At 35.2% G+C, this 13,086-nt stretch carries 11 protein-coding genes; 2 read left to right on the top strand and 9 right to left on the bottom strand.

The genetic code is table 11. The features are described from left to right. Positions 1-3 precede the first annotated feature (3 nt). The 5 genes from SH601_RS06850 to SH601_RS06835 form a co-directional block, all read right to left on the bottom strand. Complete coding sequence (locus SH601_RS06850) at positions 4-846, bottom strand: S8 family serine peptidase (protein ID WP_319957527.1); 843 nt, start codon at positions 844-846, stop codon at positions 4-6. Between the two features lie 673 nt (positions 847-1,519). Then, positions 1,520-1,765: an HNH endonuclease gene (locus SH601_RS17625; protein WP_413775101.1), complete on the bottom strand. Its 246-nt coding sequence runs from the start codon at positions 1,763-1,765 to the stop codon at positions 1,520-1,522. Between the two features lie 231 nt (positions 1,766-1,996). Then, positions 1,997-2,398, bottom strand: coding sequence for a GNAT family N-acetyltransferase (locus tag SH601_RS06845; RefSeq protein WP_319957526.1), 402 nt, complete (start codon positions 2,396-2,398; stop codon positions 1,997-1,999). 14 nt (positions 2,399-2,412) lie between these two features. Further along, on the bottom strand, positions 2,413-5,241 hold the full coding sequence (locus SH601_RS06840) for an AAA family ATPase (RefSeq protein WP_319957525.1): 2,829 nt from the start codon (positions 5,239-5,241) through the stop codon (positions 2,413-2,415). A 3-nt stretch (positions 5,242-5,244) separates the two neighbouring features. Continuing rightward, complete coding sequence (locus tag SH601_RS06835) at positions 5,245-6,441, bottom strand: metallophosphoesterase family protein (protein ID WP_319957524.1); 1,197 nt, start codon at positions 6,439-6,441, stop codon at positions 5,245-5,247. A 114-nt stretch (positions 6,442-6,555) separates the two neighbouring features. On the opposite strand from SH601_RS06835, the gene SH601_RS06830 reads away from it, so the two are divergent. Further along, positions 6,556-7,503, top strand: coding sequence for an NERD domain-containing protein (locus tag SH601_RS06830; RefSeq protein ID WP_319957523.1), 948 nt, complete (start codon positions 6,556-6,558; stop codon positions 7,501-7,503). Positions 7,504-7,924: 421 nt separating this feature from the next. On the opposite strand, the gene SH601_RS06825 is transcribed toward SH601_RS06830, so the two are convergent. The 4 genes from SH601_RS06825 to SH601_RS06810 all read right to left on the bottom strand — a co-directional run bounded on the left by SH601_RS06825 (position 7,925) and on the right by SH601_RS06810 (position 11,740). After that, on the bottom strand, positions 7,925-9,184 hold the full coding sequence (locus SH601_RS06825; RefSeq protein WP_319957522.1) for an ABC transporter permease: 1,260 nt from the start codon (positions 9,182-9,184) through the stop codon (positions 7,925-7,927). Next, positions 9,177-10,076: an ABC transporter ATP-binding protein gene (locus tag SH601_RS06820; RefSeq protein ID WP_319957521.1), complete on the bottom strand. Its 900-nt coding sequence runs from the start codon at positions 10,074-10,076 to the stop codon at positions 9,177-9,179. Before SH601_RS06820 ends, SH601_RS06825 begins: the two co-directional genes overlap by 8 nt. A gap of 95 nt (positions 10,077-10,171) precedes the next feature. Then, a complete protein-coding gene (locus SH601_RS06815; protein WP_319957520.1) occupies positions 10,172-10,522 on the bottom strand; it encodes a YlbF/YmcA family competence regulator in 351 nt (116 codons plus the stop codon). Between the two features lie 93 nt (positions 10,523-10,615). Then, a complete protein-coding gene (locus tag SH601_RS06810; protein ID WP_319957519.1) occupies positions 10,616-11,740 on the bottom strand; it encodes a DUF445 family protein in 1,125 nt (374 codons plus the stop codon). Between the two features lie 83 nt (positions 11,741-11,823). Here SH601_RS06810 and SH601_RS06805 point away from each other — a divergent pair, with 83 nt between their 5' ends. Then, positions 11,824-13,053 carry a YheC/YheD family protein gene (locus tag SH601_RS06805; protein ID WP_319957518.1) on the top strand — a complete coding sequence of 410 codons (1,230 nt, stop codon included), beginning with the start codon at positions 11,824-11,826 and terminating at the stop codon, positions 13,051-13,053. Positions 13,054-13,086: the final 33 nt, after the last annotated feature.

The raw sequence follows: 13,086 nt of genomic DNA, 5'->3' as shown, positions 1-13,086 counted from the left end.
CTCCTAATTTATCAAGATACCTTTTCCATACATTTCTGTAGGTTTATCAGTATCATACTTAAAAGTATTGTCATCTAAATCCTTTAAAATTTCCCTATTTGGGGAATTGATGTCTTTTTTATTTAATTGAGTTGCTATGACACCAGTAGCATAGGCAGTTGCAAATGACGTACCACTGTAATGCTCGTATGTACCTTTATTATTAGTTGATATAATATTTTTTCCTGGAGCAGAGAAATCTATTTTTCCTTTCCCCGAGGTACTTAAATAAACCAAGTTTTCATCAATGGCACTAATAGATAGAACATTACTATACTTTGCAGGATAATTCACAAACAGACCAAAGGTATTCCCAGCTGCCGCAACAATAATAATATCTCTATCTACTGCTGTATTAATAGTTTCCTCTAAATCAACACTATTTGTTTCCACACCAGAACTTATATGGATAATATCGACATCTTGATCTATAGCCCAATTAATACCTCTAATTAGACTTTTAACATCTCCAGTTCCATTTTCACCTAATACTTTCACATCATAAATTTCTACATTCTGCACAATGCCAATAATACCAAAATCGTTATCGTTAGCAGTAATAATTCCTGCGATAGCAGTCCCGTGATTAAAATCATCTATAATATTCTCATCGGTATTAATCGCATTAAATCTTTTCTTAATTTTCCCATTTAAGTCTTTATGATCCATATTAATACCGCTGTCAAGTATAGCAATTTTCACATTTCGTTTTGAATAATTCTCATCGCTCACCCCCACAAATTTTTGTCCCCAAGGTATTATTTGTTTATGTTCTAATGTTGCCAAATCTATTGAATCATCTTTCATCTTAATACGGTCATTAGAATTAAAAAAAAGAACAAAAATACCAATTAAAATAATTAATAGAAAAAAAATAATTCGCCTTACTAAAATCCTCTCCCTTCCATAAACGGAATTAATTGGCAATAAAATAAATAATATATCAAATTAATTATAATGACAAGTGAAAATATATTATTTTCGATTAATATATATGAAGTAATGGAATTTCTCATAGTTTAATTACCTTAGCACAGATATCTTTTAGAAAAAAACTACATAATTAGACACAGGTTAGTCACTCTTTATAAGTACCTATTCCTGTAAATTAATCGGCACATTTTATTAGAACTAAAAAAACTTAAAGCGTCTCTTTACGAGAATATTGCGTTTTTTATGGTATTGCTGCGTGTTATACCTGTCTATACGTGATAAATTTATATCATCGGAATTGGTGTGTAATGCAAAATAAAAATCGAGAGTATTACAATGGACTTAAGCCGTTGCAACTTTATACGGAGAAGTGAGCATGATACCCTTGTTAACTTAGCCAATCCTTTATATAGCTGGCTTTTTGGCTAATTATTCATGCTCATAATAGCAATAGGTAAGGCTTTGATGTAATCTCCACCTTTTCCCCTGCTCCACACCGTACATGCAGCTTTCACCGCATACGGCGCTCCATCTTATCTATGTTTTATTAATCAATAAGTTCCAAATTACTCATTTTACGGAGTTTATTTACTATGTCTATCTCAAATGTACTGAGTTGAAGTATATTTTTAAGAGTAGTAATCGTCTCGTTTCGTGTTGCGTGAACTAACTTATGAATTTCTTTGTGTAAGATACATAAATTACTAAAGTTATCATTTCCTCCAAGACTTAATGGTATTTTGTGATGACAGTGAACCTCATTTGCGAAGAGAAAAATTTCCTGTAACTTCACATTTACCCAGATTCATACTATACCTGTGCTGTAGAGTTGTTGTTGGTACTTTAATTCTATCAAAGAGGGTCCTTTTTGTTTAGTTTAATATTAAAAAAACAAAAAAATCGTGGCGTGCATCAACATGGATGCACGCCACGATTTTTTATTTTACCGGGTTTTGTCCCAGCCTCTTTTCAAAACCATTAAGAAACCATCCATAAAAGGCAAACAACCTTTTATGGATGGTTTTTATTTCGTTCTTTTTATAATAAATCCGTTATCCGCTTTATCGAATCCTATTTTCGGATAATAGTCGATTGCGTCTGGTGCAGATAATAAAATAAGTGCAACTTCTTTGCTAATTTCTTGTTGGACCTGTTCGATTAATTTTTTGCCGATGCCTTGATGTTGATAGGCTTTGTCTACTGCTAAGTCAGATAAGTAGCAGCAATAACTGAAATCTGTTAATCCTCTTGCAACTCCTACAATCCTGATTCCATCCCATGCAGTAATGAAAATATTGGCATGCTCCATCATTTGCTGTAGTCTTTCCAAATCATCATATGGTCGTTTAATGCCTGAAGCTCGAAACAGATCAGACAAATCCCTCGGTGTTATCGAAATATCACTTTTATACATAATATTATTCATTGTACACTCTCCCATTACAGTTTGATTATTGCATTGTTGGTTGGATTAGCAGTGAAATAGAATAGTTGATGTTCCTTACTTAATTCTTCTATTATCTCTAACACAATCGCCTTTCTATTCGAATCAAAGTGGACGAATCCATCATCAATTAAAAATGGTAATGCTAGGCGACTAGCCATGACATGACTTAATGCGAAACGAATCGCAATATATAATTGGTCCTTTGTCCCCTGTGACAATTCTAGCACATCAAAAGTAAATTCATCGCTATCCTTCACCATCATTTTTTCATCTTCCATATAGATATACTGATAATTACCCAGTGTTAGCTTTGCAAAATAATCGCTTGCTTGTTCCATTACCTGTGGCAAATATTTTTGTGAATACGTTGTTTTTGCTTTAGCGAGATTTGCTGATGCAACTTGATACACAGCCCACTTGTTTGCGGATTCTTGTAATTCTTCTTGCTTCATTGCTAATTGATGTTTCAAAATCGAAACATCTTCATTATTTTCCAATACTTTCACGCTAGCTTTTCTGTCACTTAATGTAGCTTGTGCTTGCTTTATTCTGTTCGTCACATACTGTATCTCTTTAGCTAATTCTTGCAAGCGCCGTTCTAATGTTTCTTTATCTGCAAATGCCCCATCTACAAATGGTTGAAGCTCCTTTTCACTGAACAAAACAACTAAACTATCTGTCAATTGTTGCCGTTTTTCTTGCAACAAGTCAAGTTCTTCTTTTTTCTCCCCTTTTGCAATAAAAGCATCTTCTGTATCTACCTCTGCTTGTTGGAGGAGCTGATTGATTTCTTCCTGATAAGGCTTTTGCTTTTCTATGATTGTTGTAAGTTGTGCTTGTATTTCGTCTTTTCGTGCTTGTAATCTCTTATTATCGTTTCTTTTATCTAGTTCATGCTGATAGGCTTGTTCTAGATTTTCTACATCCAAATTCAATCCATCTAGCTTTATCTGTTGATCCTTTAATTGTACATCTACCTGATTGATTGTTTTCTTTAGCTGCTGCACTTCCGATAATTTTTGCTTTTGCACGATAATCTGTTGATATAGTCTGGACCAATATGGTACCTCAATCATTGATAAAAAAGGATATGCTTGTTCTTGCTCGGTTATCTTTTGTTCTAATTGATCGATTCGTTCTGTTAAAAAAGTGTGTCTTTCTTGCTGTTTTACTTGCTCTTGTTGGTACTTTTGAATGTCTTTATCTATTTCTGCTAAAGCATTTTGCAATTCTGTTTGATATTGAATCAGTCGCTCAAGCTCTTGAATTTCCGCTTCTGATAAGGTCGATACCGTCGCCTTATCAGGCTGTAACCATTGTTTAAATACTTTACCATACAGCCTTACAGTAATATTTTGACCGATCGTCACTATAGCTACAACTACCGACCATACATCTGTTAGAAAGAAAAGTCCGACTGCTACAACTAATCCGATAACAAGCAATATATTTGAGTTTTTTAGCTGCTTACGATAGGTGCTATGCCACTTTTGATATTTTTCTTGCTGTTCTACTTTATTCACTTGTTCGAGCTCTTTTTGGTACTCTTTCAATTCCGTTTGTCCGATTTGTGATGTTAATAAATGTTCTTTTTCTTCACGTAATTCTTGCTTTCTCTTCTTTATAGAAGCTTGTTCATTTTCTATGTATTGTTTTTCAACAGCTAATTTCTCTAGTTGATTGGTTAAATCTGCCCATGCTTCTTCTAGATAAAAAGGAAGTTCCATATTTTGTAAACCCTCGACCGTTAGGTTAATTTGCATGGTTGCTAATTTGGAACGGACTTCTTCTTCTATTTCCACCATACGCTTATGCATATCTTTTCGTTCAGACTTCAATGCTTCAATTTGTTGAAAAAGCTCCACCCCTTTTGCTAAGGTCGCAAGCTGCTCATCTGTCATCAACTCAAGACGATTAATCTGTTCTTCTATTTCCTGTTTAGAATTAGCAAGAACTCTCTCTTCACTTTTTAAAGGTAACAACGCTTCCTTCCATTCGTTCCAACGTTTGATTCCTTGAGCAGGAAATGAAATATCATGATCAAGTCTATTCCATCTAGCATTTGTATGGTAATAATCTGTTATCGTTTGATAATGTGTCCGTTGTTTTTCAATTTGTTGTTGCTTGTTCTCTAATTGATGCTTTTCTTGCTCTAATGCTACTAACTGATTCTCTATTTGTTCGATTTCTACAAGTTGCTGTTGGTAGCTACTCTCTAATTTTTTTGCTTCTGTTAGTTTTTCTTGAAGGTCTTTCAACTCTTGTAATAATTGATTAATTGCTGGTTTTTTTCCATTAGGTTTAAACCATTCTGCTAGTTTTTTCTCTACATGTTTTTCCGTATGATAAATTCGATCTGTACCTGTCATGCCAACAGCTAAAAGCACTTCATGTAGTGATTGATTGTCCATCTCTTGAATTTGTCTTAAATCATGAGCATCAAACGTGTAAATGGCTTGAAAATCCGTTTCCTTGATTCCTTTTAGTTCTGTTCTTAACCAGTCTTCATCCATTTCTCTTCCGTCTTCTGTCCATACAAGCGCTTGATTTTTATGCTTACCTGCCACTCTTTCAATCGTCAACTGGCTACTAACAATCCCAGACAATTTCATTCGACCACCAACAGTTGATCCTTGCTTTGGTATAAAACGCTCCAATTCTTTTGGTTTCATGCCAAATAAAATATAGGAAATAAACTTTCTTAACGTTGTTTTACCAGATTCATTATTACCGGCAATTTCAATTAGGCCGTCATGGTCAAAGGTAAACTGTTGATCGGTCCATTTACCAAAACCATATATATGTATACTATCAATTCGCAATACTCACCCCTCCTTTTGATGGAGTAATTGATCTACTAATAGTTCTGCTTCTTGTACAATCTCTTTTTCTTCAAGGTCGTGAAGCCAAGCTCTAGCTTCCCTATGCTTCCATAAAGCTTGGACTTCTTGCTCTACGTTCATTTCCGCAAAAGCAGTCGCAAGCTCTTCTAAAAAGCGGCCGCCGTGCTTCCATTCAGAACGTTTCTGCTCACTTGTCCACTTATAATTAATGATATAACTCGCGACTAATTCCTCGTTTAAATAATTCACCATTTCTGTTACATAGCCATTGATAAACCAAGTTTCTTTATCTTCTGTAACCTGTGAAATAACTAACTGAATGAGTGTCGTTCCTTCTGTATAGGTGTTCAATTTTTTTAGCAATTGTTCTGTTACTTGTGGAATATCTGTCCATTCCCTTGCATCTACTTCCACTTTTTCAAAAGTCATCGCAGAAAGCGGAAGAAAAGTTAATGATGGGTTGTTTTCAGTTAAAGTAACTAAATAACAGCCTTTTTCTCCTGTTTCCTTTGTTGACCTGCCTTGTATATTGCCTGGGTAGACAATTGGTGGATGCTCTGCTAACACATCTCTTTTATGTATGTGCCCTAATGCCCAATAATCAAATCCCGCTTCCTTCAATTCTGATAATTGAAACGGTGCATATGTAGCATGTTCTTTCGCTTGCTCATTTCCGATACTCCCATGTAATGTTGCGATATGAAAACATGGTTCATCCGTTTTCTGGTACTCTTTTATTTTATTGTCGAGTACTGCTCGATTTTCATAACTAAAACCGTAAATCCTTGCTGCTACTTGTTCACCTTTTTTAAAAGGATAAGAACTTACTGTTTCACTATTAAAAACATACACATTGTCAGGATAATTTCGCGGAAACGTTTGGCTAGCTAAATAGTCATGATTACCAAAGGATATATATACGTTTATCTGATGTGCTTCTAGACGTCTGAATGCTTTTAACAGTGCCATATGCGCTTGCATACTTTGCTCTTCTTGATCGAAAACGTCACCAACTAATAGAACAAAATCTACTTGATGTTTGATTGCTTGTTCCGTTAAGTTATCAAGTGCTTTGAACGTACTTTTTCTAACCGCTGCTAATAAATCAGTGGGAATATTTTTTAATCCTTTAAACGGACTATCTAAATGCAAATCCGCACAATGAATGAATGTAATCAATCAATTCACCTACTTTCATTTTCTATTGTAGCAGAGGTATTATAAGAATGCACGTTCGTTTTTTGTATGTTAAACTATTATTATTCATTACGCTAAAAAGGAGGATCACTTGCCGTGCTTGATTGTGTCAGAAAATCTTTATATGTGAAACAGTTAGAAATCTTGATGAGAAGACTCTCCACTCATGATGTAACTGAAGCGCTTGAAAAAGCGTACGGACGAGAAATAGCAGGTTATTCTGGCGAAAAGAAATTACCGTATTATTTACAGATGGTTCCGCGAGAAAAACGACTACTATTCGGTGTTCGAATACCTTGGCAAAATCATTTTTTCCAAATCGATAACTTATCCTTTTTCCAAAATAGGCTCTTCCTTTGTGAAGTCAAGCATCTTAAGGGGACACTCTCCATTAATGAAGCAGGACAATTAACACAGGAAACAGCAGACGGCAAGCTTGAAATCTATGATAATCCGTTAGTTCAGGCGACATTTCAACGAGAGAAATTAACGAATGTACTTCATCTCCATGACTTCAACATTCCCACCATTCATCCAATTGTTGTTTTCACACACCCTAGCGCAAACCTCACTTTTCAGCATCCTGATATGCTGCCTATTCAGCAATTGCCACATAGAATAACAGAGCTGCTCCAACAGGATACTCAACCGCATTATTCCTTATCAGAACATAGACAGTTAATGGACTTTATCGCAAAGCATCACCAGGAGCGGAATGTAAACATATTAGATAAATTTCAAATTCATCCTCGCAAGCTAATTCGAGGCGTATTTTGTCCTACTTGTAAAAATGTTAAAGCGAATAGAGTCTATGGTACTTGGCAATGTTCAAAATGCGGGAGGAAAGATAAAATGATGCATGTCGAGGCACTAAAAGAATGGGCACTGCTTTTTCAACCGACGATAACGAATAAGCAGGCGAGATGGTTTTTGACGAATATTTCAATTGATTTAACCAAAAGACTTTTAACGCAACTAAATTGTCCACATACTGGGAGCTATAAAAATCGCCAGTACGATTTAACTAATTTATTTCAGAAATAAATTAATAGATTATCGAGCATACTTCACTTAGTTTTTCTGGCAACTTTCCAGATTTACTAGCAACTACTCTTTCTTTTCTGGCAACTTTCCAGATTTACTGGCAACTACTCTTTCTTTTCTGGCAACTTTCCAGATTTACTGGCAACTACTCTTTCTTTTCTGGCAACTTTCCGGATTTACTGGCAACTACTCTTTCTTTTCTGGCAACTTTCCGGATTTACTGGCAACTACTCTTTCTTTTCTGGCAACTTTCCAGATTTACTGGCAACTACTCTTTCTTTTCTGGCAACTTTCCAGATTTACTGGCAACTACTCTCGCTTTTCTGGCAACTTTCCAGATTTACTGGCAACTACTCTTTCTTTTCTGGCAACTTCAATGAAAAAGGCTATTTCACTGTTGTGAAATAGCCTCTCTTTTTTCTTATTCTTTTTTTGATAATTGTAATGCTCTCTTGATGTCTTTGAATGATGTGGATGATCCATACATCAGTACGCCGCCTCGGTATATTTTTGCTCCGATAATCGCTAAGATAGCAATCGTTGTGATGAGAATAGCAATACTCAATCCGACTTCCCAGAAAGGAATATCGAGTAAGCCAACACGTAAGAACATAGTCATTGGAGCAAAGAACGGGATAAAGGATGATATAACGACAAGTGGTGTATCAGGCATGGAAATACCCATCATTGAAATTATGAAAGCAGCGACAACTAAAAAGATAACTGGTGTCATCAATTGTTGCACATCTTCTGTTCGACTTACTAACGAGCCTAACATTGCGGAAAGGGTCGCGTATAAGAAATATCCGAGCAGGAAGAAGATGACTGCATAAACAAATGTCAAAGCACTAACGTCTGATAAACCAAATACATCAAAGAACCCGCCGACTAATTCATCTTGCTTTTGTTTAATCAGAATAAAGCCAACACCTAAGAAGAGTACCATTTGCGTTAAACCTGCTAAACCTATCCCTAATATTTTGGCAAACATCTGACTAACTGGTGATGAGCTTGAAATTAATATTTCCATTACTCTTGACGTTTTTTCATTCGCGATATCACTAGCAATCATATTACCGTATGTGATAACACCAATGTATAACAAGAAGAGGATAATATAAACCAGTCCACGAGCACCGCTTAACTCTTCTTCCGACTTAACATTACTCGTTTCACCATCAACAGCTGGAATAAGTTCATTTTCAAATGACACCGGTTCATAAATCGATGCAATGGTTTCTTGTTCTATTCCAGATTGACTTGCTGCAATGGCTACTTTTATTTGCTGTAGTTCATTTTCTAGCATATTTTGGATAAATTGGTTGCTGTAATCATTACTATAATAAGTCGCTGCAGGTAAACCGTCTGCTTCGGTAATTTCCAGTGCAGCGATGGCATCTCCATCACGAACGACCTCTTGAGCATCTTCAAGCGTACCACTAGATGAAACGAGTTCCGCTTCTTCTTCCATCGTTGATTGCAATTGATGATATATATCTTCTTGTTCCGTTACTACCACAACTTTGTCCAATGCATCTTCATCATCAAACATATTGATAATTGTTTGGATGTTGGCGAATACTACTAACATTGCGAGAATAATTGCCGTCGTAATAATAAATGATTTCGATTTAATTTTTGATAAGTACGTATGGGCAAAGACAATACCAAATTTATTCATATGATTCACCCGCCTTTTCAATAAAAATGTCATTTAGACTAGGTTCGTCTAATTCAAACTTACGGATAAACCCTTTGCCTAATAGTTCTTGCAACACATTCTGTGAAATCTCCTCATTCTCAATTTGGCATAGTGCCGTATCATTAAAATACTTGACTTTCACTACACCTGGAATCGTTTCTAAAAAGGATAAATCAAAGTCTGCTTGAACGGTTAAGTTTTTCTTACCAAACGATCGTTTGATTTCACGAAGGTCACCATGTAAGATAGGCTGACCATGTTGCATCATACAAAGATACTGACACAATTCTTCTACATGTTCCATTCGGTGTGAAGAAAATACAATCGATGTTCCTGCCTCTTTTAATTCCACTACTGCTTGTTTTAGTAACTCAACATTAACTGGATCTAATCCTGAAAATGGTTCATCTAAAATAAGCAACTTTGGCTTATGTATAACTGCAGAAATAAATTGGATTTTTTGTTGATTCCCTTTTGACAATTCTTCTACTTTCTTATCAAGGTATTGTGGCACCTTCAAGTATTCTAGCCATTTCTCCAACTCGACTAATACTTCCTTCTTTTGCATCCCTCTTAATTTACCTAAATAAATTAATTGATCACGTACTTTCAACTTCGGATATAGTCCTCTTTCTTCAGGCAAATAACCGATCTGATCACTTTTACTGTAATCAATCTTTTCCCCATTCCATGTAATCGATCCAGAGGTTTGATCAATTAAATTGAGAATCATTCGAAATGTGGTTGTTTTTCCTGCACCATTTGCTCCTAGAAATCCGAAGATATTTTTTTCAGGAATTTCAATAGATAAATTATTAACGGCAGTAAAATCTCCAAACTTCTTTGTTACATTTTCTATTTTTAACGCCATCTTCCCCACTCCCTTCCATAGATTATACGTACATACTTCTTCATTTGTTTCATATTTTAAAAAAGAGCTACAGAAAAACTGTAACTCCAGGTGACTTATTGTTGTTGCATTCCGTATAATTCTTCTAATGGTTTTGTGATAATACGACTAATATCGTTAATCAACGAATTAACACGTTGTTCTTGTTCCATTAACTTAGCAATTACATCATGTTGTTGAACTTGCTCTACAACTTCTTTTGCTTTTTCGACTTCTTCTTCTGTAATTTCCATACCTTGCATTTGTTTTTGTTGTAATTCAAGTTGAATATTACGGAAGTTATCGAACATTTCTTTTGCATTTGCATCAGCCATTACTTGATCATAAGCTGCTTTTAACTCTTGAAATTCTGTACTTTCCTTAATTGCTTTTTCAAGCTCATTTGCACTATCATAGACATTCGTCATAAAATGAAATCCTCCTAAAAATAAGTACGTTCTTCTTATGCTATGTTACATACATATATGTTTCTGCATATACTTTACCACTATAACAAAGATTTAAACCACGATAAAGAGAATCGCCTGAATTAATCCAATTAATCCTCCTAATAAAGCGCCTAAATAGGTGATTAATTTAAATTCTTTGCGTGAAATCGATAGAATAATTTCTTCTAGTCGTGCGGTTGGAAATGATGCTACTTGTTGTTCTACCATCTTATCTACTGCTAATTGTTCCAGCATATTTGGCACACTTTCATCCAATTTATTGAATAACTGTTCCACCACTACAGGAAATATTTTTTCTTTTATTTGATGAGAAAAAGGGTGCACGATTTCTTGCAATGGTTTCTCTAACCATTCTTCTACTGGAATATTTTCCGTAATCATTTGGCTGATGAGTTGTTTCGTTTCTTCCTTTTCCCATAATGGCCTGATCACACTGATGTTTTGTTCTTTAATATTTTCCCATTCTTTTTGAACAGAGCGATATATCCATCTGCTACCATCTTCCGATTGTAAGTAGGTTGTCACTAAATTGGAGATTTTCCCCGCCAATTCATCACTACTGAACATGGATAATATCATATTACCGAAAAATCCTTTTGACTCTGCATATTGCTTAATAACCGCTTCTATCTTTTGTTGTGTCTCTACATCATTCAACAAATCAATCCCTTTATCGCGAAGTAGCAAAGAGACATTCTCTAGTTCTTCTTCACTAACTGCTTGCTCTAGCCATTCTTTTAACGGCTTGTCTTGATTGATTTGCCAAAATTGTTCCATTTGCTCCATGACAATATAAGCTATTTTCCCTTTTACATCATCTACTGGTATAGATAATTGGAACTTACTAGCTAACTGATTGACAGTGACTGATTGTGTTAAAAAATGGTCCCATTCCTTCTCTAGCTTTGCTTGCACTTGTTGATGTAACGGTTGTTCTTGTAGCTTCAGCTTTATACTTTCTGCTGTTACTAAATGTTTTACAACTAGTTCTCCTAATTGTTTAGCTAATTGGTCACGCCTTTTCGGAATAACTCCTGGTGTGAATGGAACCTTCCATTTACCGATATATTTTGCTTCATATGGTCTAAATAACATTTTGATAGCTATGGAATTCGTTAATCCGCCAATAAAGCCACCAATAACAACCATTATTAATATTGTAATAAAGATTTCCACCTTTTCTCCACCTTTCTTTTTTTCATAGAAGTACGACTGTTGCATATAATGAATTAGCTTACCGAATGAAAGCAGGTGTTCACATGTATCAATTATTTCAAGTCAAATCCTATCCAAATAATAAACAAAGATTAATTATACCATCAACAACTTATGCGAACATGAAACATATATCTGCTCTTCGGCACGGCTTGCAGAGTCTTTCTTGTGATATTTTAACGCATCATCGGCACACAAACATTATGTATGTTTCTTCCGCTATTATGCGAAAATGTTCCTTAAAGAACAACACCATTATTCTCCTTACAATAGACCAACACACTTGCCATATTCACTACCCATTAGGCGTATTTATTCATGATGCCCCAAATAAAATAGCGCATGCAAGGCTACTACAAGAAATGGCTAGAGTTGGCCATTCAATGGGATTCGAAAGTATTTTCTTTTCCTATCAACATATCGAGAAGGATTCCGCTTCATTGACTGGATTTGTTTGGGATGAACATAACTGGCATACGATCAAAACAGAGATACCTCCCGTTATTTACAATCGGATTCCTAACCGTAAAATGGAAGCCAATCAATATGTTGCAAACACGAAAAATCAGCTAGCAGCACACTCTATTATATTCAATCCGCATTTTTTTAACAAATGGCAGCTATATGACAAGCTGATTAATCAAGAAACAATCAGCTACCTATTACCAGATACCATCTTTCATCCTTCTATCCAAATGATTGAACAAAAACTGGAGGAGCATCCCGTATATGTGGAATCACTCCAACAAGATACTACTTTTCATTTAGCTAAACGAGGAGATACGATTGTTGTCACGAATAAAAAAGGAGAACAGTTCTATTATCCAACTGTAGCGCGACTGGCATTGATCCACTTTCCAAATGGTTTTCACCAATATGTATTACAAGATGATATTAACACCAATACCTATCATGGAGAGCCATACTATATGAAGGTACATTTGAACAAAATAAAAGATTGGCATGTTTCATTTTTATATGGAAAACAACGAACAAACGGTGATATCATCGACGCCGATCATTTACCAAAAATATCCAAAACAAAATCATTAGCCATTTCAATAAGCAATGATTTAGAAAAAATACTACCTGGTCCAATCGGTGAACTCGGTTTAGATATTGGAATCGATCAAGAGCAAAAACTCTGGTTATTAGAATTTCATGCTAAACCAACATGGAAGATACTATCTCATCCATCATTCAGTAGCCATACACATCAATATTTCACTTCTCTTTTCCAATTTTCTTTCGTTACACAACTAGATTTTGTATGATTTTATCCTTTCCGATCATGCTATGAATAAGGA

It is taken from the genome of Gracilibacillus pellucidus, from assembly GCF_033949965.1.
Taxonomy (GTDB): domain Bacteria; phylum Bacillota; class Bacilli; order Bacillales; family Amphibacillaceae; genus Gracilibacillus; species Gracilibacillus pellucidus.
This window is presented reverse-complemented; position numbering and strand designations above follow the sequence as displayed.

Bases quoted from the DNA above. Each gene is read 5' to 3' on its own strand.
- SH601_RS06815 (WP_319957520.1), bottom strand. From the start codon at position 10,522: ATGACGAATGTCTATGATAGTGCAAATGAGCTTGAAAAAGCAATTAAG.
- SH601_RS06820 (WP_319957521.1), bottom strand. From the start codon at position 10,076: ATGGCGTTAAAAATAGAAAATGTAACAAAGAAGTTTGGAGATTTTACT.
- SH601_RS06845 (WP_319957526.1), bottom strand. From the start codon at position 2,398: ATGAATAATATTATGTATAAAAGTGATATTTCGATAACACCGAGGGAT.
- SH601_RS06825 (WP_319957522.1), bottom strand. From the start codon at position 9,184: ATGAATAAATTTGGTATTGTCTTTGCCCATACGTACTTATCAAAAATT.
- SH601_RS06850 (WP_319957527.1), bottom strand. From the start codon at position 846: ATGAAAGATGATTCAATAGATTTGGCAACATTAGAACATAAACAAATA.
- SH601_RS06805 (WP_319957518.1), top strand. From the start codon at position 11,824: ATGTATCAATTATTTCAAGTCAAATCCTATCCAAATAATAAACAAAGA.